Source organism: Bombella favorum (assembly GCF_014048475.1).
In the GTDB taxonomy this organism is placed as follows: domain Bacteria; phylum Pseudomonadota; class Alphaproteobacteria; order Acetobacterales; family Acetobacteraceae; genus Bombella; species Bombella favorum.
On sequence record NZ_NWUS01000002.1, the window covers coordinates 31779 to 57188 of the forward strand.

Genomic DNA, 25410 nt, shown 5'->3' on the forward strand with positions numbered 1-25410 from the left:
CATGGCCCGGCAGCACGTCCCCAGAACCGAACATACCAACAGGCTGGATAAGCTTTTTCCCCTGCGGGACCGTTACATCCTCCTACACCTTCTTTTAGGGCTAGCCGCCCTAACAGGGGGAGCCACCGCTCTGATATGGCTGACCCAGTCGCTGCACTTCATCAGCATGATCGTTCAGCATGGCCTTTCTCTGCTGGCTTTCCTGCATCTAACCCTGCTGATGCTGCCATCCTTCATCACTGTCATTCTGCCCGTAACCTGTTTTCTCATTATCCTATGGGTGTATCAGCGACTGGATAATGACCGGGAGCTAACCATCCTTCAGGCAACAGGACTATCCCCCCTGCGGCTGGCTTGCCCCGGCCTTCTCTGTGCCAGCCTTGCCACCCTGATAAGCTATGGGCTGAGCCTGTGGGGCGCCCCGCTCGCCTATCATCACTTCCACCGTTATGAGCTAGAAATTCGTAACAGGGCTGCCGCCTTTTTGTTGGAAGAAGGTGTTTTCACGCCCATCTCAAAATCCATGACCGTTTATATCCGTGAGCGGCGCAGTGATGATAGTTTCGGCGGCATCATGATTGAGGATAATCGGGTTCCGGCCTCCCCTGTTACCATCCTTGCCGAAGATGGGCTGACAGAACCACACGGCGACATGTTGCGCCTGATCCTGCATAACGGCTCCCGCCAGACCCTCAACCGCCAGACTGGCGAATTGAGTACGCTGCTCTTTCAGCTTGAAACGCTGGATTTCGGCTCTCCTCATGGTCAGGCCCTTAGCCCGGATGTGGCCGAACTCACCATGACCCAGCTTTTCCACCCTCAAAACGACCTCCCCATCCACACACGCAACAAGCTGCTCATTGAGGGCTGGACACGCCTGACCGGCCCGCTCGCCTGCCTTGCCTATGGCATGATCGGGCTGCTCTGCGTCTTGCGGGGGCGGTTTAGCCGTCATGGTAGTATCGTCCGCCCAACAGTGGCCGTTCTGAGCGTTGTCGGGCTGATGATCCTCTCCTTAATGCTCAAAAATCTGACTGAACGGAACCCTGCCCTTGTGCCCCTTCTATGGCTAGAAGTTGTGTTGCCCATCGTAGCGGGAGGTGGCCTTTTCCTACGGGATGCCACCCGCCATTACAGGCTATCTGCTTCTCCCACTTCTTCCCCGGCCTCCCGCTAGCCCCGGTACGACAGAGAGGTCTCTCCCGTATGGCTCATTCCGGTTTTTCCTTCACTCTGGCCCGCTATGTCGGCCGCCGGTTCGTCCTGACAACATGCCTGACTCTACTAGCCCTGACCGGACTCATCTCCCTGTTCGATTTCATCGACCTCCTTCGCCGGGCCGCCGCACACCCGGAGGCCGGTCTTTCCCTCGTGCTTGAAATCGCTGCCCTGCATGTCCCCTATTATGTGACCTATATTCTGCCCTTCGCCATTCTGCTTGGCGGGATCATCTGCTTTTCCCGTCTGGCCCGTTCCTCCGAACTGGTCGTGACCCGGGCTATGGGCATATCCGCATGGCAGGTACTGATCAGCCCTGCCCTTTGTGCGACCCTGATGGGGGCGGTAGTCAGTGCCGGGCTGTCACCTCTCTCCTCCTACAGCTACGGGCGGGCCGTACAGCTAGATGAAACATGGCTGCGAGGCCAGCATAACCATGATGCAAATCGATTTTCTGACCTCTGGATAAGGGACGCTGGCAATTCGGCAACTGGGGGAGACATCATCTTCCATATTGGCCTGCTGGAACAGCAAGGCCATCTTCTGAAGGGGCAGAATATCACCATCTTCCAACTAAACCGGAACATGACCCTTCAGAACCGGATGGAGGTCTCTGATGGACTGCTTTCAGAAGGCTTATGGAGACTCCACAATGTGCTTATTCTTTCCGATGGCCATCCCCCGCAAAGAAAAAATAACTATCTCTTACCCTCTGGAATCACTACGGAAACCTTAAAACAACGCACCCTCCCCGCTGATGCCCTATCCCTCTGGGCACTACCTGACGTGATTAAACTGTTGCGTCATTCCGGTTTTTCCACGATACCTTATCGTCTCCACTTTCAGGGGCTATTGGCCCTTCCTATGCTTGCTGTCACCATGACGCTCGTTTCTGCCGGTTTTTCCATGCGTCCAGCCGGACGGGGGGGAATCGTGCGTATGCTGGGTATTGGCATTGCCGCTGGCTTCGCCCTTTTTGCGGTTTGCAAAATAGCCGAGCAGCTAGGAAAGTCTGGAGCTTTACCCCCGTTCCCCGCTGCATGGGGGCCGGCGGGGGCCGGTTTGTGTCTCGCTGCGGCGCTGCTGCTGCATTTGGAGGATGGCTGATGCCACTGTCTGCTGACTTTCCATTCCGCCTTGGAAAGCCCCGGTCACTGCTTAGCCAAACCCTTACGGGGACGGCTCTGGGCGCCCTGTTGCAGGTTATCCCTGCCTCTGCCCAACCTACTGCTACGCAGGCAAGCCCGGACAATGCGGCAGCCGTAGCAGGTACACCCCCCCGGACAAAAGCACCACAGAACGCTCGTACTCTTCCCCCCAGCCCGAAGACAAACAGCTCTGCTGACGGCCGTGTCTCCAACTCGGACCCAGTGACCTATCTTGCCGACCATGAGAGCTACGACAAAACCGGCTTGTTCATCCTCGAGGGCAATGTCCGCCTCTGGCAAGATGAGCAGACCCTACGAGCAGATACAGTCACCTACGACCGCGCCGCTGGCATTATCAGGGCGTCCCATCATGTAGCGCTAACACAGCCTGACGGCTCTACCGCCTATGCCGATCATGTCGAGCTGGCACATGGCATGAAAGATGCCGTTAGCTCCTCCATGTATGTCCGCATGCCCAGTGAGGCCAAACTCTCCAGCAGTGGCATGCGTCGGGTCAATGGCCGTGTGACGGATTTTGCCAATCCCGTTTATACGGCTTGCCCTGTTTGTGCGGCCCACCCCGACCAGCGCCCTTTCTGGGACATCAAGGCCCACGGGATGACGCAGGACAAGGACAATCAGAATATTGAGTTCGACAGAGCATGGTTGCATGTTCTTGGCGTACCGGTCTTCTATTTCCCTTACCTACCTGTCACAGACCCCAGCTCAGAACGTCATAGTGGCCTGCTGAACTTTAATGCCAAACCACATGACCATTATCTAGGAACGGTTTTCAGCCTCCCTTATTACTGGGTCATTGACGGCCATCAGGATGCTACTTTTACTCCGCAGGTTTCCACTAAATCTGGCCCGCAACTTTCCACTATCTATCGCAACCGCCTGAATAACGGATATCTCTACTTTGAGGGTGGTGTAGCAGACGATACCCTACATGGGCGGCCCTTTTACAACGCCTTCGGTGAGATCAGCGATGGTGGTAAAGAGCACGGTGCGCAGGCCTACATAAACAGCCGTGGCGAGTTCAACCTCTCCCCACATTGGCGGGTTGGGTTCCATGCCAACCGGGCCACTTCCGCCAACTATATGCGTGACTACAGCCTGTCCGGCTATGGTAATGACACGCTAAACTCCAATGCCTATCTGGAAGGTTTTGGGGTTGGTTCCTATTTGCGGCTGGATGCACAGGTCTATCAGGGGCTGAACCAGGGGCTCATCAACAACAAGGACCTCCCCTACTCCCTGCCCCGCTTCACCTACGACTTTCAAGGAGAGCCGGACCAGCTCGGCGGGCGGCTGAGCGTCCATACAACCGACTTTGTCGTCCTGCGTGAGCGCGGTGCCAATGACCAGAGAGGGGAGCTTGCCCTCCAGTGGGACCGCCCATGGACCAACAAATGGGGCCAGCAATGGCTTCTTACTGCCCGTGTTGATTCCATGCTCTACCACGCCACTCATATGCAGGAGCAGCCCCTCTATGAGAATGCCGGCTCCCGTGTGCGGGGGCAGGTCCAACCTACGGTGGCTGTTAAGATCAACTGGCCGTTCCTCCGTTCCTTCGCCAAAGGGCATGGAACGCAGATCTTCGAACCTATTGTGCAGTTTATTGCGGCTCCCAATACCGGCAATGCCTTGCACCGGCAGCTCCCCAATGAGGATAGCTTCGCCTACGAGTTCAATGACACAACGCTTTTTGCGCTCAACCGCTATATGGGTACAGACCGGCTTGATGGCGGCCTGCGGGCCAATATCGGCCTGCACCAGAACTGGAGCTGGAACGGTCGCTCCATTGACATGCTGATCGGTGAAAGCTTCATGCAGCACCCCACTCGTGGGGGGCCAGCCTATCTGGCTTATTCTGGCGTGCAGCACACATTCTCCGACCCAGTCGGGCGCATCCAGATGACGCCCTCGCGCTATTTCGACTTAACAGCCCGTGGGCGCTTCAACCCCTATACCAAGAGCTTCGATTACGGGGAGGGTCTTGTCTCGGCGGGGGTGCCTTTCCTGCGTGTCTCGGCTGGTTATATTTATGAGCCTATAACGCCCTATTACTATTATTATACACCGCATTACGAACGCTTGAATTCAGAAGTGCTGAGAAATCCCTATCTCAGCAAGACAAGCGAGATCAGCGGTAGTGTTACAGGGCGGTGGAAGCATGTCCACTTCACCTATTACACACGGCGTAGTCTCTCTCGTAAGGAATTTGTGGCGAATGGTGGGGTAATCGGCTACTCTAATGATTGCTTCACACTAAACGTCTACGTTAGCCGTCAAAACACCCGCATCGGTGGACGGCGTCCTAGAGCGACTGTCGGCTTCAGCGTTTCACTCAGATCTCTCGGTACGTTCGGAAACTGATCTTGACCATGCCTTTCTACTCACGTCTCTTCCGTTCCACTCTACTGCCTCTGACAGCCTGCGCAGCCCTCATGGCGAGCGGGACTGCCCTAGCGGCCCATCACCGGCAGGCTGCAGACAAGCAAAAGTCAGCAATTGCACCCTCTACCCAAGCGGACTCCTCATCCGTTCTGACTGAGGATCAGATCATTGCGATCGTGAACGGACAGATCCTCACACAACGTGATGTGGAAGACCGGGCCCGCTTGTTTGCTGTATCTACTGGCCTGCCTCTCACCACCGAGATCATGACCCGTATGCGTAGCCAGCTTATCAATCAGCTCATTGATGAGCGGCTGAAGATGCAGGAGATCCTTAGCCGGCATATTAATGTTGAACCCGAACAGATTGCCGAGGCCATACACTCCATCGAAGTCCGCAACGGGATGCCGGAAAATGCCCTGCGAAACCGCCTGAAAGCGGATGGTATTTCCCTGACAACCCTGATCGACCAGCTGCGTGTACAGATTGGCTGGATGCAGGTTCTACGAGAGAACCTTGGTATCCGTAGCCGTGTCACCCCGCTACAGATCACTCAGCGTGAAGAGGCACTACAGAACGAATCAGGGCGCCCACAGTATTTCATGAGTGAAATCTTTATTCCTGTGGTTGACCCCCGCCATGATGAGACGGAGCTATCCTTCGTCAAGACGATCATTACCCAGCTTCGCAATGGTGCTCCTTTCCCCATCGTGGCAGCCCAGTTCTCGCAAGATCAGTCCGCTCTGCAGGGGGGCTCCCGTGGGTGGATGCAGGAAGATAATATCGAGCCAGAAGTACTGTCCGTCATCAAACAGATGCCGGAAAATGCCATTTCCAATCCCATCAAAGTGCCCGGTGGTTATGAGATCGTCACCGTTCATGCCCGCCGGACCATCGGCAAGCAAATGGGAACGCTCCTCAATATGAGGCAGGCTTTCTTCCCCTTCAGCTCCCAACTAAATCCAGCTGAACCAACAGACCAGCAGAAACTTTCGCTCCAGAAGGCCCTGCATGCTTCCCAGACTATTAAAAGCTGTAATGAGATGGAAGCGTTGAATGCCTCGCTAGGCAACACCCGCCCCAGCAATCCGGGCCTACAGATTGCCGAGCGTCTTGCCCCTCAAATGAAGCAGGTTGTAGACAAAATCCCCACGGGCCATGTTTCCCGCCCTCTCGTGGCCCCAGATGGCATTGCCCTCATCATGATCTGCTCCCGCGATCAACGTAACTTGGCCCAGCAGACACCCGGACAGATCGCTGACCAGCTGATGAATGAGCGTGTCGAGCAGGCATCTCAGCAGCTGCAGCGTTCTCTGCGCCGTCATGCCATTATCAAGCTCCGTCCGGCCGCCAAGACGGTACTGTCCCACGAATGAGTTCTACTATGGCGCCGCCGGCCCTTCCCTCGTTACGGGAGAGCATCCGCACGCATGGGCTGGATGCTCTCAAGGCACTTGGGCAGCACTTTCTATTAGATCCAACCCTGTGTATGCGCATCGCCGCACTTGGTGGCAATCTGGCAGATTACCATGTAGTAGAGGTTGGCCCCGGTCCGGGAGGGTTAACCCGGGCCCTGCTGCAGTCCGGTGCTAAAAGCGTGCAGGCTGTCGAAATTGACAGACGAGCATGGCCGCTTTTGGAAGAGCTACAAGCGCATTATCCGGATCAACTCCATATCATCCGAGAGGATGCACTGAAGCTAGATGCGGCCCAGCTAACCCCCGCCCCCCGACAAATCATTGCCAATCTGCCTTATAATGTCGCTACCCCCCTGCTCGTTGGCTGGCTACGGCAGGCGGGGCAATGGTCCCGCATGGCTCTGATGTTTCAGAAGGAAGTAGCAGAGCGGGTCTGCGCTGCGCCTGGAACGCCCGCCTATGGGCGACTGGCTGTTTTGTCTCAATGGTGTGCTGATTGTTCCATCGCCCTGACCCTTCCACCGGGTGCCTTCTCTCCTCCCCCTAAGGTGCACTCTGCGGTAGCCCTCATCATTCCTCATACTGAACAGCCCTCACAGGCTCTTTTTAAAGCTATGGAACAGGTAACTGCTGCAGCCTTCGGGCAGCGCCGCAAAATGCTCCGTGCTGCGCTCAAGCCCATCAAGGGCAACATCCTATTGGAAGAAACCGGCATAGACCCAACCAGACGGGCGGAGACCCTCTCCATTGCCGAATTTGACAGCTTGGCCCGCTGCCATCTCAATCAAAAATCATCCTAACAAAGGCAATCCCCGAATAGCGCAAACTATTCGGGGACGTATTCTCAAGAGCTAGGCTTTTTTCTCATCCTTTGCTCGCTGAGTATTTTCAGCATCAAACATATAATCACGGGTCAACGGTACGCCTTCAATATCCCGAGTGATCTGAAGCTGAAAGTTCATATGGCCCTGAATACGGAAGGCAAGCTCACTCGCAACCAGATACAGCTCAAACATCCGCACAAAGCGATCATCATACAGGGCTCGTACTTTTTCCTTATTCGCCTCGAACCGTACCCGCCAATGAGCCAACGTCTTGGCGTAGTGCAGACGCCACACCTCACAATCTGTCAGCCATAGGCCCGTCTGTTCCAAAGCGGCCAGTGTCTCACTAAGAGCCGGTGAATATCCACCGGGGAAAATATATTTAGAGATCCACGGGTTCGTCATTCCCGGCCCATCCATTCGGCCAATAGAATGAATAACCGCCACACCATCTTGCTTCAAAAGCCGTTTAACGTGGTTAAAGAAGGTCTCATACTGCCGCACCCCAACATGTTCGAACATGCCAACGGACACGATGCGATCGAATTGCCTCTGTAAGGTTCGATAATCAAGCAACTCGAATGAAACAAGATGATCGAGCCCCTCTTCCTTTGCCCTTTTCTGCGCAACCTGAAGCTGCTCGACCGACAGAGTAATACCCGTCACTTTTGCCCCATAGTCACGGGCAAGGGTTAAGGCCATCCCCCCCCAACCACAGCCAATATCCAGCACCTCAAGGCCTGGGCGATCGAGCTTCAGCTTAGCAGCGATATGCCGTTTCTTCGCTACCTGCGCATCATCGAGTGACATATCGTCATGCTCGAAATAAGCACAAGAATACTGCCTGTCCTTATCCAAAAACAGCTCATAAAGGCTGCCATTAAGGTCGTAATGATGGGCTACATTGCTACGGGAGCGTTTCAGAGAATTCAGAGGACGTAGCACACGGCTAACATAGCGCAGCTTCCCACTGATATCCTCGCTCAGCAGGCCGCCACGTTCCACATTGGGGATGACAACCCACAGCACATCCTCCAGCGAGCAGCCATCTGGCACGACTGTGCCATCCATATATTCCTCACCAAAGGCAAGAGCCGGCTTGAGTGCCAAAGCCCGCTCCGCCGCGGTTGTTAGAATACGGACGGCAGCCTTATGCCCTGGCCTCTCCCCCTGATACTGCCGCACTGTCCCATCACTATAGGTTACTGACAGGGTACCAAAATAAATGAAGCGCTTCAGCAGAGCGTCGAGAACCGATTTCATGCGTTATTCCATCCTGACTCGGAATGAAACAGGTCTGTTGCCAGCAACCCCCTGCTTCAACTGCTTTCCTAGACTTTGGCACAGTCCAGAAATATGACAAGCCCCCACGCATCATGAAGAACAACAGTTCTAGGCAAGAAAAAACCCGGCAAGCACAAAGCCTGCCGGGTTCTTCCGGGCAATACCCGAACGGGATGATCCTGAGATCAGCCCTCGTGGCCAGCGCCTTCAGCCACTTCGCCTTCAGCTGCCAGAGCGGCAGCCTCAGCAGCGGCTTCTTCAGCAGCCTGCTCGGCATGAAGCTCACCGAGGATGTTATCCTCTTCTTCTTCCTGACCGACAACCTCACCACGGGCCTGACGCTCAGCTTCTTCCTCAGAACGAGCCACATTGACCGTGATCTGGATGGAAACTTCCGGATGCAGGACGATGCGAGCTTCCACAAGGCCAAGAACCTTGATCGGCTCATCCAGGATGACCTGCTGACGGGCCACTGTCAGGCCAGCTGCAGTAGCAGCAGCAGCAATGTCACGCGGTGTTACGGAGCCATAGAGGCTACCGCTGTCACCGGCCTGACGGATCAGCGTCACGCTCAGGCCGTGCATACGCTCGGAGAGACGCTCGGCCTCTTCACGCTTGCGGATGTTCAGGGCTTCCAGCTGGGCACGCTCATTGTCGAAACGGGCACGGTTAGCAGCCGTAGCACGCAGAGCCTTACCCTTAGGCAGCAGGAAGTTGCGGGCATAACCCGGCTTCACACGGACGATATCGCCCATCTGGCCAAGGTTTTCCACGCGCTGAAGCAGAATCAGTGATGTCTGGGACATGTCGTGCTCCTCAGTTTACAACGTAAGGGAGCAGGGCGAGGAAGCGGGCGCGCTTAATCGCCTGCGCCAGTTCACGCTGCTTTTTTGCCGACACTGCCGTGATGCGGCTAGGAACAATCTTGCCACGCTCGGACAGGAAGCGGCTCAGAAGGCGCACATCCTTATAGTCGATCTTCGGAGCGTTAGCACCGGAGAACGGGCAGGATTTCCGACGGCGATAGAAGGGACGGCGTGCCCCAACAGCCAGACGGCGGGAAGCAGGGCTAACTGCCGGTGTCGTGTTTGTGTCTGACATGGTTTCTTACTCCGCTGCAGCCGCGTTGTGATCGCGCGTCTCTGAGGACTCGTTATGGCGGCGGCCACCACGGCCACTCTCATAACGTCCGCCACTGCGGGAACCACCACGGGACCCACGGTCACCACGGTCATCCTTGCGGGACAGGATAGGAGACGGTGTCTCGTCAATCTCGTCAACACGGAGTGTCAGCAGACGCAGAACATCGTCATGCAGACCCATCTGACGGCTCATCTCATTCATGGCCTCAACCGGAGCTTCGATCCCCAGCAGGACATAATGACCCTTGCGGTTCTTCTTAATACGATAAGCAAGGGTGCGCAGACCCCAGAACTCACGCTTGCGGATGGTACCGCCGTGCTCGCCAAGAATACCAGAGATGTTCTCGACCAGGGTTTCAACCTGAGCCTGAGAGACATCATTACGTGCAATCAGCACGGTCTCATAAAGTGGCATGAAAACTCCCTTCGGATAAGGTCAACCCGGACCAACCCAGTGCTGGCCTGAACGCACCACCCCAATGGGGCCGTGCCGGGTATAGCCGTTGCGCCGCCATAGCGCACGGCAGGGAAAGCGGCCTTTAAGCACGAAAGCGGCTTAAAGGCAAGGAAAACTGGTAGGGCCTTAGGCCCTACCAGTAAACTGAATCAATCATCCAAAAAGGAGCGCAACTTGCGGCTGCGGCTCGGATGCTTGAGCTTGCGAAGAGCCTTAGCCTCGATCTGACGGATACGCTCACGGGTCACGTTGAACTGCTGACCAACTTCTTCCAGCGTGTGATCGGTGTTCATACCGATACCAAAGCGCATACGCAGCACACGCTCCTCACGAGGTGTCAGGGACGCCAGAACACGGGTTGTTGCCTCACGCAAATTCGTCTGAATAGCAGCATCCAGAGGAATGACGGCGGTCTTATCCTCGATGAAGTCGCCGAGGTGGCTATCTTCCTCATCACCGATTGGGGTCTCGAGAGAAATCGGCTCCTTGGCGATCTTAAGGACCTTGCGGACCTTCTCCAGCGGCATACCCAGCTTCTCGGCCAGCTCTTCCGGGGCAGGCTCACGGCCAATTTCATGCAGCATCTGCCGGGATGTCCGCACCAGCTTGTTGATCGTTTCGATCATATGAACAGGGATACGGATCGTCTTAGCCTGGTCGGCAATGGAACGAGTAATTGCCTGACGGATCCACCATGTCGCATAAGTGGAGAACTTGTAGCCACGGCGATATTCAAATTTATCCACCGCCTTCATCAGGCCGATATTGCCCTCCTGAATCAGGTCGAGGAACTGAAGACCACGATTGGTATATTTCTTGGCAATGGAGATCACCAGCCGCAGGTTGGCCTCGATCATCTCCTTCTTGGCACGGGTGGAATCACGTTCCCCGCGGGAAATTGTCTGATAGACCAGGCGGAACTCATCCACTGGCAGGCCGGTTTCCTTAGCCAGAGCGGCAACCTCATCCCGCATTTTCTCAAGAGCAGGCAGATGCTTGCTTGTCAGGGTCTTCCAGCCCTTGCCGGGAAGCTGGCAGATACCTTCAATCCAGTCCGGTGCCAATTCCTGATGGCGATACCGGTCCATGAAATCTTCCCGAGGAATCTTACATTTCTCGGCCAGACGCAGCATCCGCCCTTCAACGGCGTTCAGCTTCTGCACATGGGCCTTCAAGGACTGAACCAGCTCTTCAATACGGTTGTTATGCAGGCGCATCCGTTCAACAAGAGCAACCAACTCGGTCCGCAGCTTGTTATACTTCTTCTCGTCTGCATCGGTCGGGGCTCGCCCTTCCAGCAGGACCTTGAGCCGCTGGCTCTGCATCCTAATCAGCTTCTGATAAAGTGGCTCGAAGGCCTCGAAGAGCAGCATAATGTCCGGGCGGAGCTTCTCCTCCAGTGCGGAAAGGGACAAACCACTCCCCTCGCCGCCATTTCCTTCGCCATCGCCGTCTTCTGCATCATCATCCGGCTCGTTTTCTTCCTCGGATGCAAGGTCCTCCATCTCTTCGGGCGATTCCGGGTCGCTCTGGCTAGCCTCCAGGTCGATCACCTCACGCAGAAGCAGCGTCTCGTTCTTAAGCTGCTCGTACCATCCTAGAATAGACTGGAAGGTCAGTGGGCTGCGGCACAGGCCACCAATCATCTCGCCACGACCGGCCTCAATACGCTTAGCAATGGCGATTTCGCCCTCACGAGAGAGAAGCTCTACCGCTCCCATTTCCCGGAGATACATACGGACAGGGTCATCCGTACGGCTGGCAGCAACAGCATCCACATTACCGCCATTTGCCTCATCTTCTGATGAGTCATCATTGCTGGCACGGGGCTCGTTGCTGGCTGTGTCGTCCTCTTCCCTGTCGGCACTCTCGACAACCTGAATTCCCATTTCGGAGAGGGCAGCCATGACGTCTTCAATCTGCTCGGAAGACATCTTGTCCTGCGGGAGGATGGCGTTCAGCTCATCAAACGTAATGTGCCCGGCAGCCCTCCCCTTGGCAATCAGCTTCTTGACGGCCGAGGACTGCACATCAAGCGGAGAGCTGTCCTGCTCTGGTGCATTCCGGTCTGATCCAGATGCTGATTTTGTGGCCATGCGTCTCTCCGTCCTCTACTCGAAAGCCAGTAATGGGGCAGCTTGGAATTGGTTAATCCGGCCCTCCAAGTCAAGGACCGGGGCACCAGAAAGTTGCGATTACGTGTTTTATCCTAATCAACGCAGCGACTTCCTCCAATAGTTCAGCCATCTTCCGGCTCCAGCTCCGGACTTTCCCCGCGGCGGAGGGCAAACAATACGTTCTGCTTAGCCTGCATAGCGGCAAGCAGTGCCCGCTTCGTTGCCTCATCCGATTCGGAAGAAGATTTCAAGAGCCGTTCCACCGTCCGGCGTACCTCCTCCTCTACCGTTTCCTGCAATGTTCTGAGATTTTCCAAGGCGTAGAAATGCCACCAGAGCTTCATGACCGCCTGCATACGGTCGTCGCCATCCTCTAACTGAACCTGCCGAGGCATAGGGCTGCTACACAGCTCTTTGACCGCATCTGCCAATCCCTGTTCAGCCATCCAGCCCTGGCAGCTTTCTGCCGTTAGTGCCCCAGTGCATTCATCAGCCCAGCTCAACAGGGCTGTACGGATGCCAGCAAGAGTATCAGGCAGGGAAAGCGCATTATATTCTTGGTCGATACCCGGCAATATCTCCGGATACTGTAAGAGAATGGCCGTGAGGATATTCAACCTCTCACTGCTACCCTCTTCTACCCTCCGCTCACCAGAAACGGGGATAACAGATGCGGCCATGCCACCTTGCTGCCCACGGAACCCCCGGCCTGTTTTCTGGCGGCGATACCGGGCGAAGAACATGTCGCCCAGCGTACTACGATATTCACTGGCTAACAGTTTATCCGGGATCATCCGGGCCAGAGCGTAGAGTTTTTCCCGCAAAGCCGCACGCCGCTCGGGTGTAGGGTCACGCTCCTGTGCTGTCAGCAGGCTAAAAAGCTCCTCCTCCATCGGCCGAGCACTGGAGAGACGGCTTTCCAGACCTTGTGGGCCTTCTCGCCGGATGAGGGAATCCGGGTCATCTCCACCGTCTAAACGGCAAAAGCGCAAGCTCCGCCCAACCTTCAGCAACGGCAAGGCCACTTCGCAGGAACGTAAAGCGGCCCGCTGACCAGCGCCGTCTCCATCGAAACAGATAATAGGCGTATCTGTCATCCGCCAAAGAAGTTCTAGCTGTTCATCCCCCAAAGCTGTGCCCAACGGTGCTACAGCTCCCCCAAAGCCCGCCTGCACCATAGCGATGACATCCATGTAGCCTTCCACCACAACAGCCTTTGCCCCTTTGTGGATGGCCTGCCGTGCGAGGTCGATATTGAAGAGTGTCCGCCTTTTGGAAAATATCTCCGTCTCTGGTCCATTCAGATATTTTGGCTGACCATCTCCCAGAACACGCCCGCCGAAAGAGATGATCCGCCCCTTCCTATCCCGGATCGGAAACATGACACGGTTGAAGAACAGCTCGCCCCTAGGCCGTCCGTCCTCATCAGTCCGCATCAACCCAACTTGGACCAGCGTCTCCGCTGTAATGTTTTTCCCTTCCAACGCCTTCAGCAATGAGCGTCCATCACCGGACCACCCAAGCCCGAAACGCTCCAGCGTTTCCTCCGTTAGGCCCCGCTTCTGGAGGTAGTCCAGCCCTGCACGTCCCTCCGGCTGGTAAAGCCTGCTGCGATAGATGGCCTGTACCTCATCCATGACATCATACAGGGTCTGGCGGACACGGGCTTTCTCGACCTGTTGGGGGTCATCTGCGGGAACCTCCATCCCCGCTTCTGCCGCCAGACGCTCCACAGCCTCACGAAAACCCGCCCCCTCACTCTGCATGACGTAGCTGATGGCATCCCCATGCACACCACAGCCGAAACAGTGATAATGATCATCGTAGATGTACAGTGAAGGTGTCTTTTCTCCATGGAAAGGGCAACAGACCTTCCAGTTTCGCCCGGACCGGACAAGTTTGTTCCGACGACCGAACAAGGATGTTAAGGATGTGCGCTGCCGCAGCTCATCAAGAAATGCTGTATCTATGGCCATAGCGACAATGTGGCACTCCCCTCCCCAAAAAGGAAGATGACGCTTTCCCCTTGACGAAACCGTCCTGAACCTCAACACACATGAGGGGTCACCCTACCACACCACAAAGCAGAGAGCGGGCCTTTCATGACACGTTCCACCATCACCGGCATTGCATGTGGCGCCGCAGCTGGCGCCCTATGGGGACTGTCCCTTCTTGCCCCAGAACTGATCAGCCCCTTTGCTCCCCTGCAACTGGCCTCTGTTCGATTTGTCACCTATGGGGTCATCGCCCTGTTACTGCTTGCTCCCCGGCTGAAGAAAATCCTACCCCATCTTGGCGCTGCCGAATGGTGGGGGCTGCTAGGGCTTAGCCTGATGGGCAACATCATCTATTACAGCCTGCTTAGTGCGGCAGTTCAACTTTGCGGTGTGGCGATGCCCTCCCTGATCGTAGGCTTTATCCCTGTGACGGTCACAGTCGTGGGGGCTTTGCGACATGATTCAACGGTGCGTCTCCGCCGACTTGCGCCATCCATGTTGCTAAGTGCCGGTGGGATTGTCTGTATTGCGTGGCAGAACTTCCATAATGCTGACCATTCACAACATCACAGTAGCCTGCTCCTGCAGGTCGCCGGCCTCATCATGGCCGCCTGTGCCCTACTGAGCTGGACAGGATTTGTTGTCAAGAACGCCAACTGGTTAAGACGGCTGGAGCATCTCTCCAACAATGATTGGAACCTATTGACCGGCCTTGTTACCGGTGGGCTAGCCCTACTGATGCTACCTCTGGCCTTCCTACTACCCCAGCATCTGCCTGCCACAGGCTGGGCGCATTTCCTCATGATTGCCTGCGGGATCGGCCTGATGGCCTCGGTCGTTGCTAATGCGTTCTGGAACACCATGACACGCCTCCTGCCGCTGACAATGGTCGGACAGATGATCCTGTTCGAAACGCTCTTTTCCCTGTTCTATGGCTTCCTATGGGAACAACGTTTCCCCACCTTGCTAGAAGGCTGCGCCATTGCTCTGGCTATTAGCGGTGTTATCTCCTGCGTCAAGGCTCACGGCCCAGCAAAGCACAGCTGAACCAGCCCTCCCCCTTGACGAGAGACGTTTTACCGACAACACAGGCCATGATCATATAAATTAACAACCAAAAAACGAGCCTGCATGACACGGTCCATCCTTATTGGCACCGCTTATGGTGCCATGGCGGGAGCTTTCTGGGGTATTACCTTCCTTGCCCCGGAGCTTGTCGCTCCCTTCACGCCTTTTCAGCTTGCAACACTACGCTATCTGACCTTCGGGGTCGTCTCCCTACTCATCCTTCTTCCCCGATTGAAGACGCTACTGCCACGCATCTCCTTCAAGGCGTTCCGAGCCCTTGTGCTGCTCGCCATACTAGGTAGCGTGGGCTATTATAGCATGATGGGTGTTGCCATCCAGCTAAGCGGCGTGGCCATGCCATCCCTCATCATCGGCTTTATCCCCGTCACAGTGACACTAGCCGGTATCTGCCGCCATAATGCGGTCGTCACGCTACGTCAGCTCATCCCGTCCATCCTGCTCAGCACGGCAGGTATTCTCTGCATCTCATGGCAGAACTTCTTCGTTGGCTCCGCCCTGCACCATACTGGTCCCCTCCTACAGGCAGTCGGCCTGCTGATGGCCATTGGCTCCCTGTTGGGCTGGACGCTCTTCAATGTCATCAATTCCGACTGGCTAAAGAAGCTGGACCATATCACAAGTGATGAATGGAACCTGCTGACAGGCGTCATGGCGGGTATCCTGTCTCTGGTCATTCTCCTGCCTGCCGCTTTTTTCTGGCCTGCCCATCTACCTACCACAGGGTGGACACGTTTCTTTCTCATTTCCTGCGGTGTGGGGCTGTTCTCCTCTACAATCGCTAATGCGTTCTGGAACCGCATGACCCATCTGCTACCTCTGACGATGGTCGGACAGATGATCCTGTTCGAGACGCTATTTTCACTGATCTATGGTTTCCTCTGGGAACAGCGCCTACCCACCATCTGGGAAGCTGCCGCCTTCCTGCTTTCTGTCAGCGGGGTGCTGGCCTGTGTCCGTGCCCATAAGAATAGCGAAGCCTCACACTCCTATCACTGACACGAAAAACCCCGCCCAAACATAACCGGGCGGGGTTTTTCATAACTCAGCACGAAAGCTGAAAAACCGATCAGCTAAGGTGAGCCTTAACAAGACCACTGGCCCGACCAGCATCCAAAGCCGCACCGAAACGTCCCTTCAGCACGCCCATCACCTTACCCATGTCCTTCATGCCTTCTGCGCCTGTTTCCTTCACAGCCTCGGCGATAGCTTCCTTAAGGGCTTCCTCGGAGAGTTCAGCCGGAAGATAGGCACGGATGGTCTCAATCTCTGCCTCTTCCTTAGCGGCCAGCTCGGGGCGGTTGCCCTGATGGTACATGGCCGCAGACTCCGTGCGGGTCTTGATCATGGAGCGCAAAGCCAGAAGGATATCATCCTCGCTCACCTCACCGCTCTTAGCACGGGCGGCAACATCAAGGTCCTTAATCTTGGCAGAAATGGCACGAATCTGCGCCACACGGTCAGACTGACCGGCCTTCATGGCGGCCTTGAGATCATCCATGATACGGGTACGGAGCGACATGTTGGTCCTCTCTTAATTATAGGTTTATAATCTCTATATGGGAGCGTAAGAGGTATCAGCACAGTTCCCTCCTGTCGATAAGGGCCATTTTCATGGGTGGACTATCCATATGGGAAGAAATTTCCCACTCCCCCTTGCACTTCACGCCCTGCCCCTCATATGGGAAAAAACTTCCCATTAAACCCTTGCTGCTTTATGAAGATAAAAGCCTGAACAGACGGAAAACAGACAGGGCGTGGAGCGGAGCAACAGACGCATGAACATCGATTCACTAATCAGGAAAGCGGGCGGTGCGGCTGAAATCGCCCAGCTGACCGGGGTCACGACCGAAGCCGTGCGCAAATGGCGTCAGGCTGGTATGGTACCCACTAAACACTGGCCTGCCCTGCTTCACGTGCCGGGAATCACCCTGGCCGACCTGAACGAGACGTCAGAGGAGACATCTGCCATGACCCACCCTACAGATGACATGCCCCCCAAAGGCGCAACAGCCGTCCTCGTGCTGGCGGATGGTACCCACTTCTGGGGCCGTGGTTTTGGTGCCTTCAATGAAGGTGCCGTGGGTGAACTCTGCTTCTCCACCGGCATGACAGGTTATCAGGAAACACTGACAGACCCCTCCTTCGCCGGGCAGATCATCACCTTTACTTTCCCCCACATCGGCAACGTCGGCACCAACGGTGATGATGACGAAGCCCCTACAATGGCCGCCCTCGGCCTCGTGGTGAAAGAGGATGTCACCGCCCCGGCCAACTGGCGGTCCGTCCAGCCACTTCAAGACTGGTTGAAAGCCCATAAGCGGGCTGGCATCAGCGGTGTGGACACACGCGGTATCACCCGCTTGCTGCGGGACAAAGGGCCGCAGAACGCTCTGCTCTTCTACCCTAAAGATGGCCGTTTCGATCTCGCCGCCCTGCGCAAAAAAGCCGCAGAATGGCCCGGTCTGGAAGGGATGGACCTCGTCAAAGAAGTTGCTCAGCCCGCCCGTAACTGGACGAAAACCACATGGCACAACACCCGCCCCGAGCGGGCTGTGAAACGCCGTGTCGTGGCTCTGGATTACGGAGCAAAGGATAACATCCTCCGTAGCCTCGTTGCCGCTGGTTGTGAGGTGCATGTCCTCCCCGGCACCGCCACAGGGGAAGAAATCCTCGCCCTGAAGCCGGAAGGCGTCTTCCTCTCCAACGGTCCAGCAGACCCTGCCGCTACGGCTGTCTATGCTGTCCCGGCCATTCAGGCCGTCATGGAAGCAGACATCCCTGTCTTCGGCATCTGCCTCGGCCATCAGCTTCTGGCCCGGGCACTGGGGGGCACGACCTACAAGCTGGACCGTGGCCATCGTGGTGCCAACCAGCCGGTGAAGGACCTCACGACAGGCCGGGTGGAAATCACCAGCCAGAATCACGGTTTCGCCGTGGATGAGAAGTCCCTGCCCGATACCGTCAAAGTGACACATGTCAGCCTGTTTGACGGCTCTAATGAAGGGCTTGCCTCCACCGTGAAGGAGGCCTTCTCCGTTCAGTATCACCCGGAAGCCAGCCCCGGCCCGACCGATAGTTTCTACCTCTTCGAGCGGTTTGTTGCCGTCATGGACCGCCGCGCCGAGGCCCGCACAACCAGCAAGGCAGGAGCCTGAACCATGCCCAAACGCACAGATATCCGCTCCATCCTCATCATCGGTGCTGGCCCCATCGTCATCGGGCAGGCCTGCGAGTTCGACTATTCCGGTGCACAGGCCTGTAAGGCCCTGAAGGAAGAAGGCTACCGGGTCATCCTTCTGAACTCCAACCCGGCCACCATCATGACCGACCCCGGTCTGGCCGATGCGACATACATCGAGCCCATCACGCCGGAATTTGTCGAGCGCATCATCCTCAAGGAAAAGCCCGACGCCGTCCTGCCGACCATGGGGGGCCAGACAGCCCTGAACGCCGCCATGGCATTGGATAAGTCCGGCTTCCTCAAAAAGCACGGCGTGGAGCTGATCGGCGCACGTGCTGACGTGATCGACCGTGCCGAGGACCGCCTGAAGTTCCGTGAAGCGATGGATGCCATCGGTGTGGAAAGCCCCCGCAGTGCCATCGCCCATACGCTGGACGAGGCCCGCACGGCTCTGGAACATATCGGCCTCCCCGCCATCATCCGTCCTTCCTTCACCATGGGCGGCTCTGGCGGCGGTATTGCCTATAATCGGGAAGAATTCTCCCAGATTGTTGCCAGCGGTCTGGATGCCTCCCCCACCACCGAGGTGCTCATCGAAGAATCCGTTATCGGCTGGAAAGAGTACGAGATGGAAGTGGTCCGTGACGTGGCGGATAACTGCATCATCGTCTGCTCCATCGAGAATATCGACCCGATGGGCGTCCATACCGGGGATTCCATCACCGTAGCCCCGGCCATGACGCTGACAGACAAAGAATATCAGCGGATGCGTGATGTCTCCATCGCCTGCCTACGGGCTATCGGCGTGGAGACGGGGGGCTCCAACGTGCAGTTCGGCGTGAATCCGAAAGATGGCCGTATGGTCGTCATCGAGATGAACCCCCGTGTATCCCGCTCCTCCGCTCTGGCCTCCAAGGCCACTGGCTTCCCGATCGCCAAGATCGCTGCCAAGCTGGCCGTGGGCTACACGCTGGATGAGCTGACAAACGACATCACTGGCAATATTCCTGCTAGCTTCGAGCCGACCATTGATTATGTCGTCACGAAGATTCCTCGCTTCACCTTCGAGAAATTCCCCAGTACACCGGCCCTGCTCTCCACCTCCATGAAATCCGTTGGTGAGGCCATGGCCGTGGGCCGCAGCTTCGCTGAATCCCTCCAGAAGGGCCTGCGCTCTATGGAAACCGGCCTGACGGGTCTGGACCCTGTGGAAGCCCCCGGTGATGGCTCCCCGGATGCCTACCGTGCCGCCCTCTCCGAGCCACGGCCGGAACGTATCCTCATGGCCGCACAAGCCTTCCGTGCTGGTCTGTCTCTGGAAGATATTCAGGAGGCTTGCCACTTCGAGCCGTGGTTCCTGCGTCAGCTGGAAGCTATCATCGCCACCGAGCGCGAGATCGAAGCGAACGGCCTGCCGGATGATGCCATCAGCCTGCGCCAGATCAAGGCGCAGGGCTTCTCCGACCAGCAGCTTGCCCGCCTGAGCGGTAAAAACGTGAAGGACGTTGTTGCCCTGCGCACGAAGCTGAATGTTGTGCCTGCCTATCGCCGGATTGATACCTGTGCGGCTGAATTCTCATCCGACACGCCGTATCTGTACTCCACCTACGAAGGGGGCTTCGGCATCCCAGATTGTGAGAGCCGCCCGACAGATAAGAAAAAGGTCGTCATCCTCGGTGGTGGTCCCAACCGTATCGGTCAGGGTATCGAGTTCGACTATTGCTGCGTCCATGCCGCCTACGCCCTACGTGAAGCCGGTTTTGAGACCATCATGGTCAACTGTAACCCGGAAACAGTATCCACCGACTATGATACGTCCGACCGTCTCTATTTCGAGCCGCTAACGGCTGAAGACGTCATCAGCCTTGTAAAGAAGGAAATGACGAACGGTACCGTTCTGGGCTGCATCGTGCAGTATGGTGGCCAGACCCCGCTTAAGCTCTCCCGTGCGCTGGAGGAAGCAGGCATCACCCTGCTGGGCACCCCGGCCGATGCCATCGACCGTGCCGAGGACCGGGAACGCTTCCAGGCCATGCTGCGCAAGCTGGGCCTGCGTCAGCCCCGCAACGGCATTGCCCGTAACCCAGATGAAGCTCTGAAGATTGCCGAAGAGGTTGGCTATCCGGTCGTGGCCCGTCCGTCCTATGTGCTGGGTGGCCGTGCTATGGAGATCGTCTATGACAAGGCTGGCCTGTCCAACTATCTCAACACTGTTCTACGTGCGGCTGGTGAGGAAGTGGCAACAGGGCCAGTCCTGCTGGACCACTACCTAAATGAGGCCATCGAAGCTGACGTAGACTGCATTGCCGATGGTCATGATGTCTATGTCGCCGGGGTGATGGAGCATATTGAGGAAGCCGGTATTCATTCCGGGGACTCTGCCTGCTCCCTGCCGCCTTACACGCTCTCCCCAGCTCTGGTGACTGAGCTAAAGGCGCAGACCGAAGCCATGGCCCGTGAACTGGGCATCCGTGGCCTGATGAACGTACAGTTTGCCATCAAGGATGACGAAGTGTTCGTTCTGGAGGTCAATCCCCGTGCCTCCCGTACGGTGCCGTTCGTAGCTAAGGCAACAGGTGTGCCGGTTGCCAAGATCGGTGCCCGCATCATGGCTGGTGCCAAACTGTCCGACTTCCCGCTAGAGGGCCGGTCTGTAGCCCCGCATGTGGCTGTTAAGGAAGCCGTCTTCCCCTTCAACCGCTTCTCTGGCGTTGATACGATCCTTGGGCCAGAAATGCGCTCCACTGGTGAAGTAATGGGGCTGGATGCCAACTTCGAGATGGCCTTTGCTAAGTCCCAGCTAGCAGCAGGTGTGAAGCTCCCTCGGGAAGGCACCGTCTTCCTCTCCGTGCGGGAAAGCGATAAGGCCCATGTGCAGCCTCTAGCCCGCAAGCTAGTGGAAATGGGCTTCACCATCCTTGCTACTCGTGGCACGGCCGAACGGCTGAAGGAAGCCGGCATCCCTGTGACCCGTGTCAATAAGGTGCTGGAAGGTCGCCCGCATTGCGTGGATGCTATCCGCTCCAACGAGGTGCAGATGGTCATCAACACAGCGCAGGGGGGACAGTCTGCTCGAGACAGCTTTGACATCCGCCGCTCTGCCCTGACGATGAACGTGCCGCATTACACGACCATCGCCGGTGCCCGGGCTGTTACCTATGCCATTTCTGTCCTGAAGCAGAAAGAACCGGATGTGGCCCCGCTGCAATCCTATTTCCACGGTTCTTTCTGATCGCAAGAGAAGACTTGCAGCACACATAGTGCGCTGTCTATCCTGTCCGCCACAGCGTATGCCGCCCCGCCCTTTTCTGCTCCATGCGGAAGGGGGCGGGGCGGTATGCCATTCACCTCTTTTACCAGTGTGAGGATACCCTCCATGCAGAAAAGCCCCATGACTGCCCAAGGACTAAAACGCCTTGAGGATGAGCTGCGCCAGCTCAAATCAGAGGAGCGCCCCGCCGTCATCCGGGCCATTGCCGAAGCCCGCTCCCACGGCGACCTCTCCGAGAACGCCGAATACCACGCCGCCCGGGAGCGTCAGTCCTTTATCGAAGGGCGTGTGCTGGAGCTGGAAAGCCTGATCTCCACAGCCGAAGTGATCGACCCCACGACTCTCTCTGGTAATCGCATCCAGTTCGGGGCCACAGTCGAGCTGGTGGATGAAGAAACCGACAAGGAAAGCACCTACCAGATTGTCGGTGCTCACGAAGCTGACATCAAACAGCATCGCATTTCCATCTCCTCCCCCCTTGCCAAAGCACTCATCGGGAAGGAGATTGGGGACAGCGTCTCCGTTCCGGCACCGGGCGGGGATCGTACCTATGAAGTTCTGAAAGTGATCTATAAATAATGCCGGACTCTGCTTCCACAACCAGCCTGACCTTCAACGACGTCAAAGACGCTCAGAAGCGCATTGCCGCCACCATTGCCCGCACTCCCACGATCAGCAATGTGGCCCTTTCCCGGCTGACGGAAGCAGAGATTATTATTAAGCTTGAAAATCTTCAGGCGATTGGCTCCTTCAAGGAACGTGGGGCCGCCAACCGTATGGCCCTACTCACGCCTGAAGAACGTAAGCATGGTGTCATCACTGTTTCGGCAGGTAATCATGCACAGGGTGTAGCACGACAGGGCAGCCTGCTGGGCGTAGAGGCCACTATCGTAATGCCCCGCTTTACCCCCGCCACCAAGGTGGCCGCCACCCAAAGCTGGGGCGCACGGGTTGTTCTGGCCGGTGAGAACTTTGACGAAGCCGTACAGACAGCAGAAAAAATCCGCAAGGAAGAAGGCCAGACCCTCATCCATCCTTTCAATGACCCCGCCGTTATTGCCGGTCAGGGGACTTGCGCCCTCGAGATGATCGAAGATGCGCCCGATCTGGACGCCATTGTGGTGCCAATCGGCGGTGGTGGCCTCATGGCGGGTTTTGTCACCGTGCTGAAAGAACTCAGCCCGAAAACAAAACTCTATGGTGTGCAGGTAGAAAACTACTCCCCACTCGGCACCTATCCTGAACCACTCCGCACCGTTCCCGGTGGCTCAACAATTGCTGAAGGCATTGCCGTTGTACAGCCGGGCAATCACTGTTTGGATGTCATCGGGAAGAACCTTGATGGCGTGTTTGTCGTCAACGAACTTCAGGTCGAAGGTGCCATTACAACACTGGCCGAGAAAGCCCGTCAGGTAGGCGAAGGCGCTGGGGCAACACCACTTGCGGCTATTCTGGCTCATCATGATTTCTTCAAAGGTAAGAAGGTGGGTTTCCCCATCTCTGGCGGCAACATCAATGCCCGCATTCTTGCTCATGTCATTCTCCGCTCCCTGCTGCGGGACGGACGCATCCTACGGCTGATCTTCCAGATTCCCGACCGCCCCGGCCTGCTGGCAGCCATTTCCGAGAAAATTGGCAGCTATGGTGGCAACATCATCGAGGTGTCCCATCACCGCCTCTTCGCTGCTCCTTCTGTACAAACAGCTGAACTGGTCGTGATGATCGAGGCCCGTGACACAGAACATGCTCTTGAGATTGAGCGTGAACTCTCCCGTCATTATCACGTCGAGCGGGACTGACCTTCACGCCATACCGTAACAAAGGAGAGGCTCTGCCCCATACGGGCAAGGCCTCTCCTTTTCTGTATCAGGCCGTTTCTTCGTCTGGCACAAAGTGTAGGGCCAGACCATTGGTGCAATAACGCAGCCCGGTCGGTGGCGGCCCGTCTGGGAAAACATGGCCCAAATGGCCATGGCACCCCGCGCAATGGATCTCCACCCGCACCATGCCAAGGCTGCGGTCTTCACGCTCACCAACGGCTCCCGGCACAGCCCGGAAGAAGGACGGCCAGCCGGACCCGCTCTCATATTTAGCTGCAGAGCTAAACAGCCTCTTCCCACATCCAGCACAATCATAATGGCCGGGACGCTTCTCATCATTCAACGGACTGGACCCCGGAGGCTCAGTACCGTGGCCATGTAAGATACGCTTCTGCTCCTCACTCAACGGGCCACAGCCACAATGCGGCACCTTCTCAGATGGTTGGTCGTGCATAAACAGTTCCTCCCCCCCCAAAAAAACCTTTCCGGGCCCCGGCTAGACAGGCCCCCTATTCTCCGCCACAAAAGGCCTATGGGAATAGATCGCCGCATCACCCCGTACACCTCGTCACTGAACTCAATCTCGCCTGACTGATCTCATGCTGTCAGATGTGTTTTTCAAGCCCCATACGACACCATCCAGAAAGGGATTTTCAGGCAACCCCATGGTTCTGAAGCGGTCCCGCACAGGTACATTCCGCCACTGGCTCTTCCCTTACTTGATGGTAGCACCCCTTGTTTGGGGGCAGGCTGCTGGTCATACCACCCCTCCCCAGACAACAGGGCCTGCCCCACTCTGGGAATCCAACGCCCCCCTTCCCACCTCAGAGGCTGGAATCCGCAAAGCACGGGCGGCTCGGCTAAATCTCCAAAAGTTGCTGGCTCAGAAAGCCCAGCTACTCCAGCAAAAAGAAGAAGAAACCCGCAAAGCGGAAGCACAGGCACATCTTAGCGCTCGCCAACTGGCCCTCCTCCGCCAGAAACAAGCCCAGCTGGCCCAACAACATGAGCTTGTTGAGGCTCATCTGGCCAAAATTTCTAATCAGCTGGAACAGCTCAACGCTGGTAGCAGCCAGCTCACCAAAAAGGAAAATACCGTCCTGCTGGATGAAGCGTCACGCCTTCCTGCCCTCTTACAGCTTGATTCATCACCCGAACTGGCATTGCTCATGCCGCCGGACAATCCGACCATCAGCGCGGCTCTTCCCTTCTCCCTGCTGGCTCTTCGCCATCAACAGAATCAGCAGGCTATGCAGCAAACCCTCCGCCAACAAGACCACCTACGCAAGGAACAGAACCGGCTGACAGGCCAGAGCCTCACCATCGCTGCGCAGGAGAGCCGCCTCCAGACCCGTCAAAACGAGGCGGAAAACCGAGCCGAGCAAGCTGCCATACAATCAGAACAGGCTCAGCAAACCCTTCTGAAGCAACAAGCCCTTCTGACACAAGCCCGCCAGAGTACAGAGGCTCTGACCGCCATCATCACGGTTCTAGCCAAGCAGGAAGCTGAGACCCGCCGCCATTTGCGGGCACAAAAAGCCCGGTTCCACAAACTACACCAGCACCATAAAGAGCAGGAGATTGACGAGCAGGATCGTAGCTTTAATCCGGGTAGAGGGATCACAAAAGGCTCGGCCCGGGCCCCCGTGCAGGGGCGCATCGTGACGCATTGGGCACAACCTACGGAGGCTGGGCCTGCCACGGGGCTAACTTACCAGACAGCACCCGCTGCCCCTGTCACAGCCCCCTGCACGGGCCGTCTGCTTTTCAGCGGGACATTCCGCTCCTTTGGCCTCATGGTAATTCTGGATTGCGGGCAGAAGCAGCGGCTCGTTCTGGCAGGGTTGGGTTCGCTCCAGCTTCAGAGTGGCCAGTCCGTCCGTCAAGGAGGATTGATTGGCCAAATGCCCGGTCAGAACCCGCTTCTTTTCGTGCAGCTCCGTCAAGGTACGAAGCTCATGGACCCGGCCCGCTTCTTCTGAAACCAGCCTAAAGCCCCTAGGGAGTTTCACCTATGCCGAAAACACTGTAAGCTAGTTGC

20 protein-coding genes are annotated in these 25410 nt (G+C 56.7%); 12 read left to right on the forward strand and 8 right to left on the reverse strand.

Annotation, left to right across the window (positions count from 1 at the left end):
- Position 1: 1 nt before the first annotated feature.
- From CPA57_RS05395 to rsmA, 5 genes are read left to right on the forward strand one after another with little or no spacing between them, the layout of a single operon-like run.
- Entirely contained in the window at positions 2 to 1177 is a 1176-nt protein-coding gene (locus CPA57_RS05395; protein ID WP_182081870.1) for an LptF/LptG family permease, read from the forward strand.
- A gap of 29 nt (positions 1178 to 1206) precedes the next feature.
- A complete protein-coding gene (gene lptG / locus CPA57_RS05400) occupies positions 1207 to 2325 on the forward strand; it encodes an LPS export ABC transporter permease LptG (protein WP_182081871.1) in 1119 nt (372 codons plus the stop codon).
- On the forward strand, positions 2325 to 4748 hold the full coding sequence (locus CPA57_RS05405) for an LPS-assembly protein LptD (RefSeq protein WP_182081872.1): 2424 nt from the start codon (positions 2325 to 2327) through the stop codon (positions 4746 to 4748). The genes lptG and CPA57_RS05405 overlap by 1 nt, the downstream gene beginning before the upstream one ends.
- Before the next feature lie 8 nt (positions 4749 to 4756).
- On the forward strand, positions 4757 to 6145 hold the full coding sequence (locus CPA57_RS05410) for a peptidylprolyl isomerase (protein WP_229709287.1): 1389 nt from the start codon (positions 4757 to 4759) through the stop codon (positions 6143 to 6145).
- The gene (gene rsmA, locus CPA57_RS05415; RefSeq protein WP_182081873.1) at positions 6142 to 6987 is read left to right on the forward strand and encodes a 16S rRNA (adenine(1518)-N(6)/adenine(1519)-N(6))-dimethyltransferase RsmA; all 846 of its coding nucleotides are present in this window, start codon (positions 6142 to 6144) and stop codon (positions 6985 to 6987) included. Before CPA57_RS05410 ends, rsmA begins: the two co-directional genes overlap by 4 nt.
- Before the next feature lie 51 nt (positions 6988 to 7038).
- On the opposite strand, the gene CPA57_RS05420 is transcribed toward rsmA, so the two are convergent.
- The 6 genes from CPA57_RS05420 to dnaG all read right to left on the reverse strand — a co-directional run bounded on the left by CPA57_RS05420 (position 7039) and on the right by dnaG (position 13987).
- Positions 7039 to 8274 (reverse strand): SAM-dependent methyltransferase, encoded by a 1236-nt coding sequence (locus tag CPA57_RS05420; protein WP_182081874.1) that lies wholly within the window; start codon positions 8272 to 8274, stop codon positions 7039 to 7041.
- Positions 8275 to 8480: 206 nt separating this feature from the next.
- On the reverse strand, positions 8481 to 9101 hold the full coding sequence (rplI, locus tag CPA57_RS05425) for a 50S ribosomal protein L9 (RefSeq protein WP_077396276.1): 621 nt from the start codon (positions 9099 to 9101) through the stop codon (positions 8481 to 8483).
- 10 nt (positions 9102 to 9111) lie between these two features.
- Positions 9112 to 9396 carry a 30S ribosomal protein S18 gene (rpsR, locus tag CPA57_RS05430; protein WP_077396275.1) on the reverse strand — a complete coding sequence of 95 codons (285 nt, stop codon included), beginning with the start codon at positions 9394 to 9396 and terminating at the stop codon, positions 9112 to 9114.
- A gap of 6 nt (positions 9397 to 9402) precedes the next feature.
- On the reverse strand, positions 9403 to 9852 hold the full coding sequence (rpsF, locus tag CPA57_RS05435) for a 30S ribosomal protein S6 (protein ID WP_077396274.1): 450 nt from the start codon (positions 9850 to 9852) through the stop codon (positions 9403 to 9405).
- A 191-nt stretch (positions 9853 to 10043) separates the two neighbouring features.
- Positions 10044 to 11990, reverse strand: coding sequence for an RNA polymerase sigma factor RpoD (gene rpoD / locus CPA57_RS05440; RefSeq protein ID WP_182081875.1), 1947 nt, complete (start codon positions 11988 to 11990; stop codon positions 10044 to 10046).
- 143 nt (positions 11991 to 12133) lie between these two features.
- Positions 12134 to 13987: a DNA primase gene (gene dnaG, locus CPA57_RS05445; RefSeq protein WP_182081876.1), complete on the reverse strand. Its 1854-nt coding sequence runs from the start codon at positions 13985 to 13987 to the stop codon at positions 12134 to 12136.
- 126 nt (positions 13988 to 14113) lie between these two features.
- Here dnaG and CPA57_RS05450 point away from each other — a divergent pair, with 126 nt between their 5' ends.
- Entirely contained in the window at positions 14114 to 15055 is a 942-nt protein-coding gene (locus CPA57_RS05450) for a DMT family transporter (RefSeq protein ID WP_182081877.1), read from the forward strand.
- An 84-nt stretch (positions 15056 to 15139) separates the two neighbouring features.
- Positions 15140 to 16093: a DMT family transporter gene (locus CPA57_RS05455; RefSeq protein WP_182081878.1), complete on the forward strand. Its 954-nt coding sequence runs from the start codon at positions 15140 to 15142 to the stop codon at positions 16091 to 16093.
- Between the two features lie 70 nt (positions 16094 to 16163).
- Here CPA57_RS05455 and CPA57_RS05460 read toward each other — a convergent pair whose 3' ends face one another.
- Entirely contained in the window at positions 16164 to 16616 is a 453-nt protein-coding gene (locus tag CPA57_RS05460) for a GatB/YqeY domain-containing protein (protein ID WP_077396269.1), read from the reverse strand.
- 256 nt (positions 16617 to 16872) lie between these two features.
- Between CPA57_RS05460 and carA the strand changes: the two genes are divergently transcribed.
- The 4 genes from carA to CPA57_RS05480 all read left to right on the forward strand — a co-directional run bounded on the left by carA (position 16873) and on the right by CPA57_RS05480 (position 23348).
- Positions 16873 to 18252 (forward strand): glutamine-hydrolyzing carbamoyl-phosphate synthase small subunit, encoded by a 1380-nt coding sequence (gene carA / locus CPA57_RS05465; RefSeq protein WP_077396268.1) that lies wholly within the window; start codon positions 16873 to 16875, stop codon positions 18250 to 18252.
- A 3-nt stretch (positions 18253 to 18255) separates the two neighbouring features.
- Positions 18256 to 21510 carry a carbamoyl-phosphate synthase large subunit gene (gene carB, locus CPA57_RS05470; RefSeq protein WP_182081879.1) on the forward strand — a complete coding sequence of 1085 codons (3255 nt, stop codon included), beginning with the start codon at positions 18256 to 18258 and terminating at the stop codon, positions 21508 to 21510.
- A gap of 144 nt (positions 21511 to 21654) precedes the next feature.
- Positions 21655 to 22128 (forward strand): transcription elongation factor GreA, encoded by a 474-nt coding sequence (gene greA, locus CPA57_RS05475; RefSeq protein ID WP_182081880.1) that lies wholly within the window; start codon positions 21655 to 21657, stop codon positions 22126 to 22128.
- Positions 22128 to 23348, forward strand: coding sequence for a threonine ammonia-lyase (locus CPA57_RS05480; protein ID WP_077396265.1), 1221 nt, complete (start codon positions 22128 to 22130; stop codon positions 23346 to 23348). Before greA ends, CPA57_RS05480 begins: the two co-directional genes overlap by 1 nt.
- 67 nt (positions 23349 to 23415) lie before the next feature.
- Here CPA57_RS05480 and msrB read toward each other — a convergent pair whose 3' ends face one another.
- Positions 23416 to 23823, reverse strand: a complete 408-nt coding sequence (gene msrB / locus CPA57_RS05485) for a peptide-methionine (R)-S-oxide reductase MsrB (protein ID WP_182081881.1) — start codon at positions 23821 to 23823, stop codon at positions 23416 to 23418.
- 211 nt (positions 23824 to 24034) lie between these two features.
- On the opposite strand from msrB, the gene CPA57_RS05490 reads away from it, so the two are divergent.
- A complete protein-coding gene (locus CPA57_RS05490) occupies positions 24035 to 25351 on the forward strand; it encodes a murein hydrolase activator EnvC family protein (protein WP_182081882.1) in 1317 nt (438 codons plus the stop codon).
- Positions 25352 to 25410: the final 59 nt, after the last annotated feature.

Excerpts from the sequence above, each read along its gene's own strand:
- CPA57_RS05395 (WP_182081870.1), top strand. The coding sequence starts at position 2 with ATGGCCCGGCAGCACGTCCCCAGAACCGAACATACCAACAGGCTGGAT.
- lptG (WP_182081871.1), top strand. The coding sequence starts at position 1,207 with ATGGCTCATTCCGGTTTTTCCTTCACTCTGGCCCGCTATGTCGGCCGC.
- CPA57_RS05405 (WP_182081872.1), top strand. The coding sequence starts at position 2,325 with ATGCCACTGTCTGCTGACTTTCCATTCCGCCTTGGAAAGCCCCGGTCA.
- CPA57_RS05410 (WP_229709287.1), top strand. The coding sequence starts at position 4,757 with ATGCCTTTCTACTCACGTCTCTTCCGTTCCACTCTACTGCCTCTGACA.
- rsmA (WP_182081873.1), top strand. The coding sequence starts at position 6,142 with ATGAGTTCTACTATGGCGCCGCCGGCCCTTCCCTCGTTACGGGAGAGC.
- CPA57_RS05420 (WP_182081874.1), bottom strand. The coding sequence starts at position 8,274 with ATGAAATCGGTTCTCGACGCTCTGCTGAAGCGCTTCATTTATTTTGGT.
- rplI (WP_077396276.1), bottom strand. The coding sequence starts at position 9,101 with ATGTCCCAGACATCACTGATTCTGCTTCAGCGCGTGGAAAACCTTGGC.
- rpsR (WP_077396275.1), bottom strand. The coding sequence starts at position 9,396 with ATGTCAGACACAAACACGACACCGGCAGTTAGCCCTGCTTCCCGCCGT.
- rpsF (WP_077396274.1), bottom strand. The coding sequence starts at position 9,852 with ATGCCACTTTATGAGACCGTGCTGATTGCACGTAATGATGTCTCTCAG.
- rpoD (WP_182081875.1), bottom strand. The coding sequence starts at position 11,990 with ATGGCCACAAAATCAGCATCTGGATCAGACCGGAATGCACCAGAGCAG.
- dnaG (WP_182081876.1), bottom strand. The coding sequence starts at position 13,987 with ATGGCCATAGATACAGCATTTCTTGATGAGCTGCGGCAGCGCACATCC.
- CPA57_RS05450 (WP_182081877.1), top strand. The coding sequence starts at position 14,114 with ATGACACGTTCCACCATCACCGGCATTGCATGTGGCGCCGCAGCTGGC.
- CPA57_RS05455 (WP_182081878.1), top strand. The coding sequence starts at position 15,140 with ATGACACGGTCCATCCTTATTGGCACCGCTTATGGTGCCATGGCGGGA.
- CPA57_RS05460 (WP_077396269.1), bottom strand. The coding sequence starts at position 16,616 with ATGTCGCTCCGTACCCGTATCATGGATGATCTCAAGGCCGCCATGAAG.
- carA (WP_077396268.1), top strand. The coding sequence starts at position 16,873 with ATGAACATCGATTCACTAATCAGGAAAGCGGGCGGTGCGGCTGAAATC.
- carB (WP_182081879.1), top strand. The coding sequence starts at position 18,256 with ATGCCCAAACGCACAGATATCCGCTCCATCCTCATCATCGGTGCTGGC.
- greA (WP_182081880.1), top strand. The coding sequence starts at position 21,655 with ATGCAGAAAAGCCCCATGACTGCCCAAGGACTAAAACGCCTTGAGGAT.
- CPA57_RS05480 (WP_077396265.1), top strand. The coding sequence starts at position 22,128 with ATGCCGGACTCTGCTTCCACAACCAGCCTGACCTTCAACGACGTCAAA.
- msrB (WP_182081881.1), bottom strand. The coding sequence starts at position 23,823 with ATGCACGACCAACCATCTGAGAAGGTGCCGCATTGTGGCTGTGGCCCG.
- CPA57_RS05490 (WP_182081882.1), top strand. The coding sequence starts at position 24,035 with ATGGTTCTGAAGCGGTCCCGCACAGGTACATTCCGCCACTGGCTCTTC.